The organism is Chitinophaga flava, assembly GCF_003308995.1.
Taxonomy (GTDB): Bacteria; Bacteroidota; Bacteroidia; order Chitinophagales; family Chitinophagaceae; genus Chitinophaga; species Chitinophaga flava.
Map to the genome: position 1 here is coordinate 2,777,938 of NZ_QFFJ01000002.1, position 20,167 is coordinate 2,798,104.

The window sequence follows — 20,167 nt, forward strand, 5'->3', positions numbered from 1 at the left end:
AACTATCTATGAAAATTAATCCCGCATTTTTCAATTAAATCTTAGCACAATGCCAAGTTTAAACCCTAGTGATATTGTAGCCCTGTTGCAGCAGGCTAATGACAGTGGTGTCACTATATCTTTTGAAGATGATAATCTTTTACTGGATATTCAGGAAGACAGAGAGATAGATGAATCATTTCTGAAAAAATTAAAGCAACATAAATTCCACCTCATAGAATACCTGAAGCAGCAAGGTACGGAGCCGGTGTTTACAGACGAAATCACACCGGTTGCCAGCACCTACCATGGGCAGATTCCATTGTCGTTTAGTCAGGAACGTTTGTGGTTTATCGACCAGCTGCAGGGAAGCGTGCAATACCACATGCGCGGCGCTTTCAGGATCACCGGAAAACTGGATACCGCTTCCCTTGAACGCACCTTCCAGACCATTGTGAATCGTCATGAAGTATTGCGTACGGTGATATTGCAGGAAGATGGCAACCCCTATCAGCAGGTGCTGGAGCCAGACAGCTGGCATATGGGCCTTACAGATGATGACCGCTATAAGGAGGATACTGTACAGCTGCATGCTTATATTACCACCCTGTTCAACATTCCTTTTGACCTCGCACACGACCATACCTTCCGTGTACATCTGGTACGCCTGGCACCTGAAGAGCATATGCTGGTGGTGGTGATTCACCATATTGCCGCAGACGGCTGGTCTTTGTCGATACTGATTAATGAAATGGTGAAATGGTACCGGATATATGCCGGCCGCCTCGCAGATACGATAGAGCCTTTAGGTGTGCAATATGCTGATTACGCACTATGGCAGCGTAAATACCTCAGCGGCACGTTGCTGGATAAAAAACTGGCCTACTGGAAAAAGAAGCTGTCAGGCACCACCTTGCTGGAACTGCCTACAGATGGTGACCGGTCCCTGATAAAAAGTACCCGGGGTGCCATGATCACCTTTAACATCGGCGAAGAACTGACTACCCGGCTGAGAGCACTTTCACATCAGCAGGACGTGACCCTCTATATGACACTGCTGGCGGCTTTTAAAGTGCTGTTATACCGCTACAGCGGCGTGGAAGATGTTTGTGTGGGTGGTGCTGTCGCCGGAAGAATGCAGATTGATATCGAAAAGCTGATTGGCTTTTTTGTTAATACCGTGGCACTTAGAAGTGACCTCAGTGGCAACCCTACCTTTGTAACATTCCTGGACCAGGTAAAAAATACATTGCTCGATGCCTATGACCATCAGGAAGCTCCTTTTGAAAAGGTGGTGGAGATGATGGGAGGAGAGCGGGAAATCAGTAAGAACCCGCTGTTCCAGGTGATTTTTGTATTGCAGAACGCACCACATATACCGGATCTGAAGCTGGGAGAAGCCTCCATTGCCCGCGAACCGGTGAAACATATTACCAGCCTTTTTGACCAGTTCTGGTCACTCGAGGAAAACCCGGAAGGTATTAAAGTGGAACTGGAATATTGTGAAGACCTTTTCAGCGAAGGCACTATGCAACGGATGGTGGACCACTACCTGGAACTGTTGAAAGCCGTGGTGGCAGCACCGGCTTCGCATATCGGCACATTGAATATTTTAAGCGAAACTGAAAGACAGGCCCTGGTATATGGGTTCAATGATACTGCAGTCGCTTATCCGGCTGAGAAAACAATTACTGATTTATTTGAAGAGCAGGCACATAAGACGCCGGCCGCTATGGCCCTGTCTTTTGGCAGCCAGCAGTTAACCTACAGCGCACTGGAAGATCAGTCCAACAGGCTGGCGCAATATCTTAAAAGCCTGGGTGTTCGCCCGGGCATGTTTGTTCCGGTATGCCTCGATCGCTCTGCTGAGCTGATCGTCAGCATCCTCGCCATATTAAAAGCGGGCGGTGTATTTGTGCCGATAGATCCGGAATATCCGAAAGAGCGTATCAGCTTTATGCTGCAGGACACCGGTGGTAACCGCATCATTACCAGTACTACTTATAAGGCTTTACTGCTGGACATTGCACCGGATGCTGTATTACTTTGTACAGACAACATCGGGGAGGTACTCGGAAACATGCCGGCTATCCCGGTGGTAACTGATATCACACCCGCATCACCGGCTTATGTGATGTATACTTCCGGTTCTACCGGCAAACCCAAGGGTACACTGGTGATGCATCGTAATGTGGTAAGCCTGGCTACCGGTGGCAATTTTGTGCCATTAGGCCCGGGCGATGTGCTCTTGTCTACCGGATCTCCTTCTTTCGATGCTACCACCATCGAATACTGGGGTATGTTGCTCAATGGCGGTCATCTGGTATTATGTCCGCAGAATCATTTCCTGGACAATAATCTGTTGAAGGAAGAGATCCGTAACAGGCATATTACAAAAATGTGGTTTACTGCCAGTTGGTTCAATCAGCTGGTGGATGATGATATTCGTTTGTTTGAAGGACTTTCTGTAGTGATGGCAGGTGGCGAGAAACTGTCTGAAGAACATATCCGCCGTTTCCGCGCAGCATGGCCTGATATCACCGTTATTAACGGTTACGGACCTACGGAAAATACTACTTTCTCGCTCACTTACACTATCAAAGAACAGACTCCTGGCAGAAGCATTCCGATTGGTCGTCCGCTGGGCAACAGAACAGCCTATGTGCTGGACACATTCGGTAATCCCGCGCCTATCGGTGTGGCCGGAGAACTGTATGTGGGTGGCGCCGGCGTTTCAGCGGGTTACCTTCATCAGCCGGAGCTTACAGCTGAGAAGTTTGTAAAAGATACTTTCAGCAAACTGCCCGACGCCCGTTTATACCGTACCGGCGACCACGCCCGCTGGCTGCCCGACGGAAACGTGGAATACCTGGGTCGTATAGACGATCAGGTTAAAATACGCGGTTACCGTATTGAACCTGGTGAGATAGAAAAAGTGCTGAACAGCCTGGAGGAAGTGACCTCCGGCGCTGTAGTGGTAAAACACTTATCAGCAACCGAAAAGAGACTGGCGGGTTATTACGTGCCCAACCTCACGGCTATACGAAAAAAAGAATCCCTGTTATATCTGCAGCAGGTAGAGACCTGGAAAGAGCTGTACGAAACAGCCTATATAAAAGCCGATGAAATCCCCGATCTGGATGAAGAGTTTAACATCACCGGCTGGAATGACAGCTTCACCGGCGGCGCCATCGCACCCGAACTGATGGCCAGATGGCTGCAGGATATCACCACTGTGATATTGGGAGAGAAACCGAAAAGGGTGCTGGAAATAGGTAGTGGTACCGGGTTGATCTATTATCAGCTGGCCGGCCATATTGAGCGGTATATCGGTACCGACTTCTCCAGTGTGTCGATGGCCCAGATGCAACGGAGAATTGACAAAAAAGAACGCGTATATCCCGAAACAACGCTTAAATTATGCGCTGCACACGATGTAACACTGGAAGAGCATGAATCGGTTGATACCATCATTCTGAACTCCATCGTACAATATTTCCCGGGAGAACAATACATGACGGACGTATTGGCCAAATGTGTTTCCCTCCTGAAAGGCCAGGGCACTATCATCATCGGTGATGTCCGTGATCTGCGCCTGCTGCCTTCTTTCAAGCGCCGCCTGCAACTGGACAAGCTGCAGGATAAAACCGGTATCCGTGAATTTAACTGGCAGGTAGACCAGGAATTGCTGAAGGAAGAAGAACTTTGTTTTGCACCGGCTTACTTCTATGAACTCAGTTCCCGCTTCCCTGAAATCACCCATGTAGATATTCAGTGGAAACAGGGCGATTATGGCAATGAGCTGAGTCTGTATCGTTATACAGTAATCGTTCATGTAGGCAGGGAGAAAGAAGTGCTGCGCCCTGACTGGCAGTCCTGGGATACGCTGGATGATAAAGGCGATATCCTGATTGAACTGGCCAAAGGAACAGACATCATTGCACTCAGGGATGTGCCTAACCCACGCTTATGGAGAGAACGCTTGCAGGACCAGGCTATACGCAGCAGGGCCGCAGATAATGTAAAAGAACTGATGGCCGCCAGTGCAGCACCCGACCTGGAAACAGCCATGGTACAGGAAATTCTGACACTGGCCAGAGCCAAGGGGTATCATTATCGTTTGTTGCTCAACGAAGATCCGTTGAAGATAGATCTGGTGCTGGAACAGCATGCCTTTGATGGGGTGGTAGCACCGGTTGTTGCTCAACGTACCCATACAGCTGCTGCTAAAACCAGTATCCCTTTATTCCCTGATATCTGCGCATTGTTGCAACGGGATATCCGGGATGCTATGGCCAAGCTGCTGCCGGAATATATGATCCCCTCCGATTTTATCGCGCTGCAACAGTTGCCGCTGACAGCTAACGGAAAAACCGATCGCCGGTTTCTGAGTGTCAAGGACGATATGCAGCGTAAAAGCCGGATCAACTACCAGGCGCCGGTAACACCTGCAGAACAGCAGCTGGCCAAGATATGGCTGGACCTGCTCCGTGTGGATACCATCGGAGTACGGGACAACTTCTTCGAATCCGGAGGACACTCCCTGCTGGCCACCCGTGCGGTGTCTGCCATCCGCAAAGAGATGCAGGCAGAGCTGAACGTAAGAGACTTCTTCCTGTATCCCACCATCGCACAACTGGCTGCTTACCTTGATCAGCAGGACAGAAGCAGCTTGCTGCCACCAATAATGACCGGCCTTCGTCCTGCCCTCATTCCATTATCGTTTAGCCAGGAACGTTTGTGGTTCCTCGATGAACTGGAAGGGACGCTGGCTTACCATATGCCACTGGCACTGAGATTAAAAGGACAGCTCAACAAACAGGCACTGGCAGGCGCTTTACAGGAGCTGGTCAACAGACATGAGGTGTTAAGGACCGTGATCCGCGAGAAAAACGGTACCGCCTATCAGCAGGTGCTGGACAAAAACAACTGGCATCTGGAAGAATCCGTGTGGGACCTCCGTACAACGGACACGGCTACACTACATGCCCATGTGCTGTCTGTTATCAATACCCCATTCGATCTTTCTGCTGATCATATGCTGCGTGCTCACCTGATGGAGGGCGGACAGGATGAATATATTCTGGTGCTGGTGATGCACCATATTGCTTCTGATGGCTGGTCTGTGTCTATACTGGTGAAAGAGCTGGCAGCCTTCTACGAAGCTTTCCTGCAGGGTAGCCCGGCCTCGCTGCCGGAGTTGGAACTGCAGTACGCCGACTTTGCCGTATGGCAGCGCGACTGGCTCATACCCGAAGTGCTGGCATCCAGAACGATATACTGGAAAGAAAAATTAAGCGGCGTGGCACCACTCAATCTGCCCACAGACAGAACAAGACCTGTGGTACAGAGCAGAAAGGGTAGTCTGGCTTCCTTCAAAATCGATAACATTCTGAAGGAACAATTGAAACAGTTGAGCCAGCGCGAAGATGTGACGTTATTTATGACTTTATTGTCTGCTTTCAAGGTATTACTACATCGTTACAGTGGCCAGGATGATATCTGTGTAGGTACACCTGTGGCCGGAAGGATACAGCAGGAAGTAGAAGGGCTGATAGGCTTCTTTGTGAATACACTGGCTTTGCGCAGTGATCTGGGTAATAATCCAACTTTCACATCGCTGCTGCAACAGGTGAAGGAAACCACATTGGGCGCCTATGAGCATCAGGAAGTACCATTTGAAAAAGTGGTGGATGAAGTGGTTACCAGCAGAGACCTGAGCAGAAGTCCCTTGTTCCAGGTGGTCTTCGGCCTGCAGAATACTCCAGATGTACCTTCTATCAGTCTGGGTGATGTATCCTTGAAAGAAGAAATTATAGAACATACCACCGCTCAGTTTGACATGAGTTTTTCCGTACTGGAAACCCGCGTCGGACTGGATGTAAACGTAGAATACTGTGCTGACCTGTTTGATGGGCAAACAATAGACCGCTTGTGGGAACACTTCGAACAGCTGTTGCGTGGTATTGTGTTAACACCTGATCAGCACATCGGATTATTGCCGATGCTGGCCAAAGGAGAGCGGGAGCAGCTGCTGGAGTCATTCAATGCAGTGTCTGTAGAATATCCCAAAGATAAAACCATTGTAGACCTGCTGGTGGCCCAGGCACTTCGTACGCCCGATGCCGTAGCCGTATCTATCGACGATAAGACGCTGACCTATCGTGAGCTGCATGAGCGCTCCAATCAGCTGGGACATCATCTCAGAAGCAAGGGCGTACAGGAAGATACGCTGGTACCTATTTGTATTGAAAGATCGCTGGAGATGATCATCGGGATACTGGGCATCTTAAAGGCCGGTGGCGCCTATGTGCCAATAGACCCTGAGTATCCGGAAGATCGTATCAGTTTTATGCTGGAGGATACCGCCGCCAATGTGATCGTTACCAGTACTACTTGTAAAGAGAAGCTGAAAATCACTCGTAGGGGCGTTACCGTGATAGAAGTGGATAAAAAACTGCGCACAACAGCAGCGCATAAGAACACTGCGCCTGAAACAGCCCTGAAGCCATCCAACCTGGCTTATGTTATTTATACCTCCGGTTCTACCGGCAAACCCAAAGGGGTACTGATAGAACACCGGAATGTAGTGCGGCTGTTTGAAACAGATGCACCTTTGTATGATTTTAATGAGAAGGATGTATGGACGATGTTCCATTCCTTCTGCTTTGACTTCTCTGTTTGGGAAATGTACGGTGCCTTGTTCTATGGTGGCCGTGTAGTGATAGTGCCCAAAAAGGTTGCACAGGATGCCATCTCCTTCGGGGAGCTGTTGATAAAAGAAGGCGTAACGATACTTAACCAGACACCTTCTGCTTTTTACGTGCTGCAGGACTACCTGACAGGTGTTGCGAAAGAAGTGCCGGTGCGTTACGTGATCTTTGGTGGTGAGGCACTGAATCCGGGTAAAGTACAGCCATGGCTGCAACAGTATAGTAATTGCCGTCTGATCAACATGTATGGCATCACCGAAACCACGGTGCACGTAACCTATCAGCCGATAGGGCTACACCATGCAGAAAGTGGTAGTGTGATAGGCGTGCCGATTCCTACGCTGAGTCTTTATATCCTGGACCCTTATGGAGGGCTCACACCGGCCGGTGTAGCCGGAGAGCTGCACGTAGGCGGTGCCGGGTTGGCCAGAGGTTACCTTAACCGCGAAGAGCTGACTGCACAACGTTTTGTGGTGGACCCATTCAGCAGCGTGCCAGATGCCCGCATGTATAAAACCGGTGACCTGGGCCGCTGGCTGCCGGACGGTTCTATTGAATACCTGGGTCGTATTGACGATCAGGTGAAGATCCGTGGTTTCCGTATAGAGCTGGGAGAAATTGAAAGTGTGATGACCAGATGTGAGCTGGTAAGCCAGGCCGTAGTACTGGCCAAAGCCGACCCTAAAGGAAACAAAAGGCTGGTAGGATATGTAGTGCCCAATGGTACTTATGACAGAGCCGCCATCCTGGCCTATCTGAAAGATCAGCTACCAGACTATATGGTGCCGGCTATTCTGGTAGAGCTGGACAAACTGCCACTCACCAGCAATGGTAAAGTAGATAAAAAAGCATTGCCGGATACAGATGCCGGTACTACGCTGACCAATGAATACATTGCTCCGCAGAATGAGATAGAACGCGCACTGGCAGGCATCTGGAAAGATTTGCTGGGCGTAGAACGGGTAGGGATACACGATAATTTCTTTGAACTGGGCGGAGATTCTATTGTCACTATACAGGTGGTAAGCCGCGCCAGAAGAGCGGGGTATCAGTTGCATCCGCGTGATCTGTTTGCTCATCAGACCATCGGCGGACTGTCTGCTATGTTATCTGCTCAACAGCAGGCCGAGTCTGCCGGCGAGCAGGGTGTGCTCACCGGTAGCAGCGGACTGTTGCCCATTCAGCAATGGTATTTTGAATCCAATCCGCCTTCCATCTCACATTTTAACCAGGGTATTTTACTGGAGATAGATAAAACCATTACTTCTGACGCCGTTGCCAGGGCTGTAACCGGTTTGGTGCGTTATCATGATGCACTTCGTTTTGTATATCAGCAGGAAGCATCCGGATGGACACAACAATATGGTGTTCGGAAAGTAGAACTGGAAGTGGCAGATCTTCGCCCGTTGCTGATTTCCGCGCTGCCCAATACAATTATCAGCTACGCGGATACTGCGCATCGTAGCCTTGATATTACCAGGGGTAAGTTATTACACGCCACGCTGTTGCTGACACCTGCAGGAGAAGCGCATAACCGCTTACTGCTGGCTGTTCACCACCTGGCGGTAGATGGTGTTTCCTGGCGTATTCTGGCGGAAGACCTGGAACTGTTGCTGAAGAATGATACTGAAGAAGCAGAGAATGTGCTGGGAACCAAGGGAACTTCCATCCGTCAGTGGTACGAGGCGCTGGCAGGATATGGCAGCAAGGTGTTGTCGTCTGACCAGGTAGGTTACTGGGAACAGATGGTAGCCCGTTATCAGCCGCTGAACAAGCTGCGTAACAACGACCAGGTTATAACGATGCAGGATATACGTAAACAGGAAGTGAGATTAAGTGCTGCGCAAACAAGTGCATTGTTGCATGAAGCGCCACGGGCTTACCATACTGAAATCAATGATATCCTGTTGTGTGCGCTGGCGCAGGCTGTGAATACCTGGAATGGAGGCAGGGATGTTGTCATCGGGCTGGAAGGCCATGGTCGTGAGGATATTGCGCCAGGCATTGATACCAGCCATACGGTAGGATGGTTCACCAGCCTTTATCCTGTGTTGCTGGAAACCGTTGCTGCCAGTGGGGAAGGGGCGACACTTAAATCCGTAAAAGAACAGCTCCGCCGTGTTCCTGACAGGGGAATTGGTTTCGGGGTGTTAAAATATCTTCATAAAATTCCTTCCCTGCAAGGGCAGGACCCATGGGACATCGTCTTCAACTACCTCGGGCAATCAGACCGGGTGGTGAATGAAGATGGACATATCCGTAGAGCAGAAGAGCTGACGGGAGTGGCCATGGCACCTGATTATCCCGTGAAGGAAAAAATATCTGTCAACAGTATCATACAGCATGGAGAGCTGGTGCTGGAATGGGGATACAGTACACATCATTTTGAGGCTGCAGAAATAGCCGAACTGGCGGCCCTGTACCTCACTCAGCTGGAAGCGCTGATCAATCATTGTATTTCCAGACCGGTGTCTGTCTTTACACCTGCCGATTTCGGGCTGGGCAAGGCTATCACGGTGCCTGAGCTGGACGCCTTTATGGAAGCCTCTTTCAGAGGTGTTCCACGTCAGGCCCAGGTGGAAGGACTGTATCGCCTCAGCGGCTTACAGGAAGGTTTGCTGTTCCATGGTCTCTATGACAAACACAATACCGCTTATATAGAGCAGCTGGGATGTGATCTGATCAATCCGGATATCACCGCCCTGCAACAGAGCTGGGACCATCTGCTCCGGCGTTATAGTGTGCTGAGAAGTGGTTTTTATTATGATGATTTCAGTATTCCGCTGCAATGTGCTTATCTGGAGGCAACTATGCCGTTTACCGTGCTGGATTATCGCGGCATGGATGACGCGGCGCAACAACAGGCGTTGAAAGCCTTTGAGGCCGCAGATCAGGAACGGGGCATCGATTTCCGGGAAGTGCCTTTAATGCGGGTGGCGCTGATACTGTTGACAGAAAGCCGTTACCGGATGTTATGGACATTCCATCATATTCTGTTTGACGGCTGGTCATTGAGTGTGCTGCTGGAAGGCTTGCTGAATACTTATGAACTGCTGGTTACCGGCAAACAGACAGGCATATACGAAAAAGATCATTACAGCGATTTTATCCGTTATGTAGAAAAACAGGATAAAGCCAAGGCGGCTGCTTACTGGCAGACATATCTCAAAGATGTAAATGAAGGCACGCTGCTGCCGTTTATCCGTGCTGCAGCCGAACGTACCAAGGGTGCCGGCGTTTATAAAGCCATCGCTTTGCTGCTGGATAAGGATACCACAGCTGATGTTACTCGATATGCACAGCAACAACGGGTGACGGTTAATACCATCATGCAGGGCGTGTGGGCGTACCTGTTATCCCGCTATACCGGCCGTGATGAAGTAACCTATGGCGTTACAGTGTCTGGCCGTCCGGAAGACCTGCCAGGCGTAGAACAGCGTGTAGGGCTATACATTAATACATTACCCCTGCATACGGTAGTGAATGAAAACAACCGCATCGCTGGCTGGCTGCAGGAAATACAGGCTGGTCAACTGGAAAGCAGGGAATACCAGTACACAGGACTAGACGCTATCCAGCGCGGAGCCGGTATTTCAGGAGATCTGTTTGACAGTCTGCTGGTATTTGAAAACTATCCGGTAAGCAAAGCTGTCTCCTCTGATAAATGGCGCCTGCAGGTAGCAAACGTTTCTGTACATGAACAGACCAACTACCCACTGGATATCATTATCGAGGCGGCTGAAGAAATCAGCATCCGCTTCAACTATAACGCAGCGATATTGCCAACAGGCTATGCAGAAGCCATTGCAGGCCATTTTAAACAGGTATTACTGCAGCTGCTGACTCCCGGTCATAACATCATCAGTGATATCAACTGGCTGACAGCATCTGAAAATAAATTACTCGAAACATTCAACAATACTACAACGGCTTATCCGGCGGATAAAACGCTGGTTAGCCTCTTTGCAGAGCAGGCTGCCCGTACACCGGAAACGACAGCCGTTGTATTTGAAAATGAATCGCTGACCTATCGTGAGCTGGAAGAACGCTCTGCACAGCTAGCCGCTTATCTGCAGGCACAGGGCGTAGACCATGAAACATTAGTACCGGTATTCCTGGAACGCTCCAACTCCATGATGGTGGCTATCCTGGGTATTCTCAGGGCTGGTGGTGCTTATGTGCCGGTAGACCCTCATTATCCGGAAGAACGTATCCAGTATATGCTGGAAGATACCAGGGCCAGGATATTGGTGAGTGACAGTGCTTCGGCTGTATTACTGCCTGCCACAAAAATTGCGGTGGTGAAACTCGATGAGGAATGGGAAACTATCCGTACTTATACCGCTCCGTTGAAAACGGTTGTGAAACCTCATCAGCTGGCTTATGTGATCTATACTTCCGGCTCCACTGGTATGCCTAAAGGTGTGATGAATGAACATAAAGGCGTTGTAAACAGGCTGCAATGGGCACAGGATAACATCTGCCTGAACAGTGGAGATGCCGTTTTACAGAAAACAACTTTCTCTTTTGACGTATCTGTGTGGGAACTGTTCTGGCCATTGATTGCCGGCGCCAAGCTGGTATTTGCAAGGCCGGAAGGGCAGAAGGATACGGATTATCTGCTGGAAGCGATAGATCGTTATGGTATTACCACCATACACTTTGTTCCTTCTATGTTAAATGTCTTCCTGGAAAACATCACTACTGGCGCCTGCAGCTCCCTGCAACGGGTGCTGTGCAGTGGTGAAGCCTTAAAACCACAACAAGTGACAGGGATAAGGGAGAAGCTGCCGCATGTGGAGCTGTATAACCTGTACGGACCTACGGAAGCCGCCATAGAAGTAACCTGCTGGCATGCACCGCGTACAGCAGCAGTGGAAGTAGTGCCTATTGGCCTGCCGCTGGCTAACACACAACTGTATATACTGGATAAATCCGGCCATTTATTACCTCCGGGTGTTGCCGGTGAACTGCATATTGCAGGTATACAGGTGGCCAGAGGATATTGGAACAGAGCTGAACTAACAGCAGAAAAATTTGTGCCCGATCACTTCAGCAAACAGCCAGGTGCTACGATGTACCGCACCGGTGATCTCTGCCGCTGGCTGCCTGATGGTAATATTGAATACCTGGGCAGGATAGACGACCAGGTGAAGATCCGTGGTTTCCGTGTGGAACCCGGCGAAATAGAAAACGCCCTGCTGGACTTCGCCCTGGTAAGTGATGCCGCAGTGATAGTACGGGAAGATGCCAACGGACATAAGCGCCTGATCGCCTATGTAGTACCCAACGGCGCCTTTGACAAGGATAGTATCGTGTCTTTCCTGAAAGGCAGGCTGCCTGAGTACATGGTACCATCCTTTATCTCCCCGCTGGAAGCCATACCACTGACCGGCAGCGGAAAGGTAAACCGCAAGGCTTTGCCAGACCCTGATGCAGCTGCCCTGCTGTCTGATAATTTTGTAGCGCCACGCAATGAAACAGAACGTATCCTCGTGGATATATGGCAACAATTACTCAATCTTCCCCGTGTAGGCGTTTACGATAACTTCTTTGAATCAGGCGGAGACTCCATCATTTCCATACAGGTAGTCAGCCGTGCGAGACGCGCCGGTCTGGAGTTCCAGCCACGCGACCTCTTTACGCACCAGCATATCGCTGCACTGGCAACAGAAGTGTTGTCTCGGAAGAAAGATACCCTGACAGGTGAACAGGGCCTGCTGGCCGGAGCCAGCGGCATGTTGCCCATCCAACAATGGTATCTTGAAACAGCTGGTATCAATACACCTTATTTCAACCAGAGTGTCCTACTGACAATTAATAAAAAAGTAGATGCTACCGACTTGTCGGCTGCTATCAAACAACTGGTGGCTTACCACGATACGTTGCGGTTTAAGTACACGCATACCGGCACCGCATGGGAACAGGTTTACGGTACTTATGAAGGAATGCTGGCAGCGGAAGACCTGCAGGCCATTCCGGCAACACAGCTGGCAGACCGCATCCTTGAACTAAGTAACCACTATCAGGCCACACTTAGCATAGAAAGCGGTATCCTGGTTAGAGCTGTGTTAATACAAACACCGTCATCCGAAACGCATAACAGACTGCTGATGGTGGTGCATCACCTGGCCATCGACGGCGTTTCCTGGCGTATTCTGCTGGAAGACCTGGAACTGCTGCTGCAACAAGGCGCTGCTGCGCTTTCCATGCCTAAGGGTAGTTCCTATCGCCAGTGGCAACAAGCGCTCGCCAGGTATGGCGAAACGGCTCGCCTGCAAAAACAACAGTCCTACTGGGAGAAAATCAGGGAACATTATATCCCGCTGCGTACAGAAAAAGCAGCTCCGGAAAATATAACAATATCGGATATACGTACACTGGATGTACGACTGGGGCAGCCACAAACCCAACAACTGCTGCAACGTACGTCACATGCTTATCATACCGAAGTAAATGATGTGCTCCTCGCTGCATTAACACAGGTATTGTCTGCCTGGAACAGATCCACCAGTATGGTCATCGGACTGGAAGGCCATGGTCGTGAGGACATCACATCAGGAGTAGACACCAGCCGTACCGTAGGGTGGTTTACCAGCCTTTATCCGGTGTTCCTGCCTGCAACGGCAGCCGGACAGCCCGGCACCTTGTTGAAAACAGTGAAAGAACAGTTGCGTAAAGTGACTGACAAGGGGATCGGTTATGGTGTACTGAAATATATCAATAAAGTTGCGGCCCTACAGGGTAATGATCCATGGGATGTAGTGTTCAACTATCTCGGACAGTCAGATAATATCATGCAGTCCGGTAGTTACCTGGGCATCGCCCATGAACCTTCCGGATCATCCGCATCTCCGGAACTAAAAGTAAATGAGAAGATAGGAGTAGACTGTATGGTGCGAGGCGGTGAGCTGATCGTACAATGGAAATATAGCAGTCTGCACTACGATGCTGCCACTATCCAGCAACTGGCCACCGGGTATATCCAACAGCTGGAAACGCTCATCAGCCACTGTGTGGAGCAATCCGAAACTGTCGCTACACCGTCCGACTATGGTCTGGGGCAGAATATTAGCATAGAAGAGCTGGATCGTTTCCTGGACTCACCTTATCAGGGCATAGCCAGACGTAAACAGGTGGCTGGTATATACCCGCTGAGCGGATTACAGGCTGGTATGCTGTTCCATAGTTTGTATGACGGGGAAAGTGGAACCTACATCGAACAGTTTATATGTGATCTGGAAAATCTGCAACCACAGGCCTTTATTCATAGTTGGAACCGTTTGCTCGAACAATACAGCATTCTGCGCAGTGCATTCTATTATGATGAATTCAGCATACCGGTACAATGCGTATATCAGCAGGTGGAAATACCAGTGGCTATACTGGATTATACTCATCTCAATGCAGCAGAACAGGAAGCGGCTTTTGAGACTTTCAAGGCGGAAGACCTGCGTCAGGGATTTGATTTCCGTGAGGCTCCATTGATGCGGCTCTCACTGCTGCGCCTGCACGAAAATAACTACCGCCTCCTCTGGACCTCGCACCACATGTTGCTGGATGGATGGTCATTGCCCGTGCTGGTAGACAGTTTGCTCAATACCTACGAGTTGATAGTATCCGGCAAAGAGCTGCCGCCTGTAACGGTAGATCTCTTCGAAGACTATATCCGCTACACCGAAAAGCTGGATAAAGAACTAATGGCATCCTTCTGGAAAAAATACCTGGAAGGTGCTACTGAAGGAACGCTGATGCCATTTATTGATGCTGTTGCTACCAGAACCAAAGGCAGCGGAGTATACAAGGAAAAACGTATCGCGCTCGACGAAGCAGCTACCCGCCAGCTGGCGGCTTTTGCCCAACAACATCATATCACCACCAGTACGCTGATGGAGGGCGTGTGGGCGTACCTGTTATACCGGTATACCGGCCGCCAGGAAGTCACCTATGGTGTTACCGTGTCCGGAAGACCGGAAGATCTGCCAGGTGTTGAGCAAAGGGTAGGGCTTTATATTAATACTCTCCCGCTTCATACCAGAATAGAAGAAACTACGAATATCGTATCCTGGCTGCAGGAACTGCAGGCAGGCCAGCTGAAGAGCCGTGAGTTCCAGTATGCAGGCCTGAACGATGTGCAGCAATGGGCTGGCATTACCGGTGATCTGTTCGACAGCTCCATCACTTTCCAGAACTATCCTGTCAACGAAGTACTGTCAGCAAAAGACTGGCAGCTACGGATCCACAATCTGGAAATACATCCGCATACGAACTATCCGCTGACGATCATTATTGGTATTGCTGCAGAAACAAGCCTGTTGTTCAGCTACAACAGTGGTATGTTGCAGGAATCATTTATTGAAATGATCGCGGCCCATTTCCGCCGTGTACTGGAACAGATTATCACACTGGGAACCGCTACAGTGGCTTCGCTGGAGATGATCACGCCGGCAGAGAAAAAGACGCTGCTGAATACCTTTACAGTGTCTTATCCAGATAGGGCTACGGTTACCACGCTGTTTGAAGCACAGGCCGATCGTGTACCGAAAGAGGTAGCCGTTGTATATGAGGCTGGAGCGCTTACTTACCAACAGCTGGAAGAACGCGCCAATCAGCTGGCCCGTTACCTGCTGGACCATGGAGTGCGTCCCGGGGATATGGTTCCACTGTACATAGAACGTTCACTGCATATGATGGTGGGCATGCTGGGCATCCTGAAGGCAGGTGCCGCCTATGTGCCCATAGACCAGGATTTCCCGGCAGAAAGGATCGCTTATATGTTAAAGGATACCGCTGCCAGTGTAGTAGTGAGCAGCAAAGCCTGTGCAAGTGCATTACCTCAGCATGATGCGTTGCATATCGTACAACTGGACAGCGAGCAGCTGAATCATCAGCGTATAGAACGTATACAGCTGCCGCATCATCCCGACCAGGTAGCTTATGTGATCTATACTTCCGGTAGTACCGGACAGCCTAAGGGCGTTATGGTCACTCATCGTAACCTGGTAGACTATACGTTTGGACTGAAGCAGGCAACACCACTGGAAGAATGCCGTTCTTTCGGTCTGTTGTCGAGCATCGCTACAGACCTTGGTAATACGGTGATCTTCGGTTCCTTGCTTACCGGCGGTGCGTTGCATCTGTTCTCTAAAGATGCTATCAATGACCCCGATATTATCCATCAATATCTGCGTAAACACCCGGTAGATTGTATCAAGATAGTACCTTCTCACTGGAAGGCACTCAGCTCCGGCGATCATCTGCTGCTGCCAGGTAAACTGCTCATCTTCGGTGGGGAGGCGCTGGATGCAGGTGTGATCGAAAGTATCCGTGCTACCGGCACCGGTTGTGTGGTGGTTAACCACTATGGTCCAACGGAAACGACTATAGGAAAACTACTGCATGTAGTAAAAGACGACTACGTATACAATAAAACCGTACCTATTGGCCGGCCATTCTCCAATACCAGCGTGTATGTGGTGAGCCCTGCCGGGAAACTATGTCCCACAGGGGTTCCGGGTGAACTGTGGATTGGAGGAACTGGTGTAGCCGAAGGATATCTCAATAATGAAACACTTACCCAGTCAAAATTTATTGCCGATCCATTCCAGCCGGATACTACGGAACGTTTGTACCGGACGGGGGACCTGGTGAAATACCTGCCGGACGGTAATATACTTTTCATGGGCCGTATCGATGATCAGGTGAAGATCAGAGGTTACAGGATAGAACCAGGAGAGATAGAAGCTGTATTGGCAGCCTGTGAGCTGATCAGCCAGGCAGCCGTGCTGGTAAAGGCAGATACCGCTGGCGACAAACGTCTGGTGGCTTATATCGTGTCGGAAGGTGAGCTGAACAAAGACGGTGTGATGGAATATATCAGGAAAGAATTGCCTGAATATATGCATCCCTCTTCCCTTGTAGTCCTGGACCACTTCCCGCTGCTGGCCAATGGTAAAACAGACCGTAAAGCATTGCCTGATCCTGAAGCTACTACTGTACAGACGGATAAATATGAAGCACCTGTAACACAAACTGAAATAAAGCTGACCGCTATCTGGGCAGCCTTGCTGGAAGTAGAGAACGTAGGGCTGCATGACGACTTCTTCGTCCTGGGCGGACACTCCCTGCTGGCGATCCGTCTGATATCGGCCATCCGCAAGGAACTAACAGCAGAGGTAGTGATCGGCGACGTGTTTGATTATCCCACTGTTAAAACACTGGCGGCACATCTGGACAAGAGCAATGTCCGGACAGCAGCACCGGCCATCCTCCACAAGGAAAGGCCTGCAAGGGTGCCGCTTTCGTTTAGCCAGGAACGTTTGTGGTTCATTGATCAGATGGAAGGCAGTGTGCACTATCACGTACCTACGGTGTTAAGGCTGAAAGGTACGCTGGACAAAGCAGCGTTGGCCAATGCACTGCAAACCATCGTGGCCCGCCACGAGATTTTACGGACAGTGATGGAACAGGAAGACGGACAAGCTTTCCAGCGTGTAAAAGAAGCATGGGACTGGAAGATGGATATCATCGACGGAACGCCCTGGAAACAGGATATCGTATCCCTGCACGCCGAAATAGACCGCCTGATCAGTCTGCCATTTGATCTGCAGAAAGATCATATGTTGCGTGTACATCTGATTGCGCTTTCAGAAGAAGAATATGTGCTGGTGGTTATCCTGCACCATATCGCTTCAGACGGCTGGTCTACCGTGATCCTGGTAGAAGAGCTGATAGAGCTGTATGCCGCTGCCCTGGAAGACCGCATACCACAGTTAAAACCCATGCAGATACAATACGCCGATTATGCCCTCTGGCAGCGTAACTATCTGTCTGGTGATATGTTGGAACAACAGTTGGCATACTGGAAAAATAAGCTGAGCGACGTAGCACCGTTACAGTTACCTACGGATTATATCCGCCCGGCTGTTCAAAGTACCCGCGGAGCCAGAAGCTGGTTCACACTCGACAAACAACTGACAGATCAGATACATACATTGTCCAGACAAGAAGGTGTGACGCTGTTTATGACTATGCTGGCTGCCTTTAAGGTATTACTGTCTCGCTACAGCGGACAGGATGATATTTGCGTAGGTACACCGGTGGCAGGCAGAACACAACAGGAAACGGAAGGTCTCATCGGCTTCTTTATCAATACCATCGCCCTGCGCGCTGATTTGAGCAACAACCCTGCATTCACCACTTTCCTGCAACAGATAAAGGAAACCACACTGGGAGCTTTTGCACATCAGGAAGTGCCCTTTGAGAAGATTGTGGATGCAGTAGTGAAAGACAGGGATGTAAGCCGTACACCGCTGTTCCAGTCGGTATTTGTATTGCAGAACGTACCACCGGTACCGGAACTGCGCCTGGGCAACATACAGTTTACACACGAAGAAATACCTTATACCAAAACCAAGGTAGACCTGAACTTCACCCTGGAAGAAACAGCCAGCGGTATGGTAGGTTGTGTGGAATACTGTGTGGACCTCTTTAAAGAAACTACCATCCAAAGGATGATACAGCATTTCGAACAACTGTTGCGTTCCATTATTGCAGCACCCGCTGTATCTGTAGGAACTATACCGATGTTGAATGCTGCGGAAGAAAAAGAACTGTTGTATGATTTTAACGACACGGCAACAGATTATCCAACAGGAAAAACAATTATCGATCAGCTGAAAGCCCAGGTAGCATTACAGCCAGAAGCCACCGCGCTGGTGTTTACTACGCATCAGTTGAGCTATAAAACACTGGATGAGCGTTCAGCACAACTGGCGCATCATCTCCGCAAAAAAGGTGTTAGCAATGGTGCACTGGTGCCCGTTTGCCTGGAACGTTCACTGGAAATGATCATCAGCATTTTAGCTATTCTGAAGGCGGGAGCGGCATATGTGCCAATAGATCCTGAATATCCTGCAGAGCGTATCAGTTATATGCTGGAAGACACCGGTGCAAAAGTGATGGTCAGCAGCAGTGCCTGCAGTGATAAGCTCTATGGTGCTCGTCCGGGTGCGAAGATTATAGTGGTAGACGATGAATGGGAAACTATACAGCGATACCCAGCCGTAGATCCTGAAAATCCGCCACAGCCGGATGATCTGGCCTATGTGATCTTTACTTCCGGTTCTACGGGCAAACCCAAAGGGGTGATGCTGGAACACTACGGTGTGGTGAACCTGGCGCTGAGCCAGCGGGATGCCCTGTGGCTGAAGCCTGGCATGAGATCCCTGCAGTTTGCTTCTTTCGGCTTTGATGCTTCCTGCTATGAAATCTTTAATACGCTGCTGAGTGGTGGTATACTGGTACTGCCTCGTAAGGAAGACCTGTTGTCTGCCGACAGTTTTGCAGAACTGGTCAATACCCAGCAGGTAGAACTGGTGACACTGCCTCCATCTTACCAGCATATTATCAAGGATGTGCTGGGGCCTGTGAAAACAATCGTATCTGCCGGGGAACCTCTCAACAGGGAAGACGCCAAATACCTGCAGGCAAAAGGTATTCGTGTAGTTAACGCCTACGGACCTACGGAAAACACAGTATGTACCACGCTTACAGACAAGCCTGTACTGGAAGACAATGTAGTGGTCATCGGTAAGCCTATTGCCAATGTAAGCGTATTCATACTGGACCGTTATATGGGACTGTGCCCTGTGGGTGTAGCCGGTGAAATGTGTATCGGCGGCCCTGGCCTTGCCCGCGGTTATCTCCACAGAGAAACACTCACCGCAGAGAAATTTATTCCTCATCCTTTCAGCTCAATCCCCGGAACCCGCCTGTATCGTACTGGTGACACTGCCAGATGGTTACCCGATGGAAACATTGAATACATCGGCCGTATCGATCATCAGGTGAAGATCCGTGGCTACAGGATAGAACTGGGTGAAATTGAAACCGTGCTGCTGGAATGCGGCCTGGTAAACGAAGCTGTAGTACTGGCCAGAGCAGATGGTGCAGACAATAAACGGCTGGTAGGTTATGTGGTACCACAGGGTACGTTTGACAAAGACGGTATCCTCGAATACCTGAAAGAAAAACTGCCGGAATACATGGTGCCAGCCCTGCTCATAGAAATGGACCAGCTGCCAGTGACGGCCAGCGGTAAAATAGACCGCCGTGCCCTGCCAGACCCGGATGAAATCATGAAGAAGGGAGAATTCATCGCTCCGCGCAATGAAATGGAAAGCGCGCTGGCCGACATCTGGCAGGAACTGCTGGAAGTGCCACGGGTAGGCATATACGACGACTTCTTTGAGCTGGGCGGTGATTCACTGCTGGCGGTAAGGGTAGTGTCTTATATGAAACGGAAGCTTTCCATCAGCATCCAGGTCAGCAAACTCTTTGAGTATAAAAACGTAGCAGCGTTGTCCGAATATGTACAGGCCCTTACATCGGCCACCACCGACGACAACGAAGCATACGATGTACACGAGCTGTAGGCTGCGATATCATCCAACATTTACAGGCTATTTTAATAA

Annotated in this window: 1 protein-coding gene; it reads left to right on the forward strand. The window is 49.9% G+C overall.

Annotated elements, in window-relative coordinates; all coding sequences use genetic code 11:
• Positions 1-49: 49 nt before the first annotated feature.
• Positions 50-20,128: a non-ribosomal peptide synthase/polyketide synthase gene (locus DF182_RS27090; protein ID WP_113618885.1), complete on the forward strand. Its 20,079-nt coding sequence runs from the start codon at positions 50-52 to the stop codon at positions 20,126-20,128.
• Positions 20,129-20,167: the final 39 nt, after the last annotated feature.

Bases quoted from the DNA above. Each gene is read 5' to 3' on its own strand.
- DF182_RS27090 (WP_113618885.1), top strand. From the start codon at position 50: ATGCCAAGTTTAAACCCTAGTGATATTGTAGCCCTGTTGCAGCAGGCT.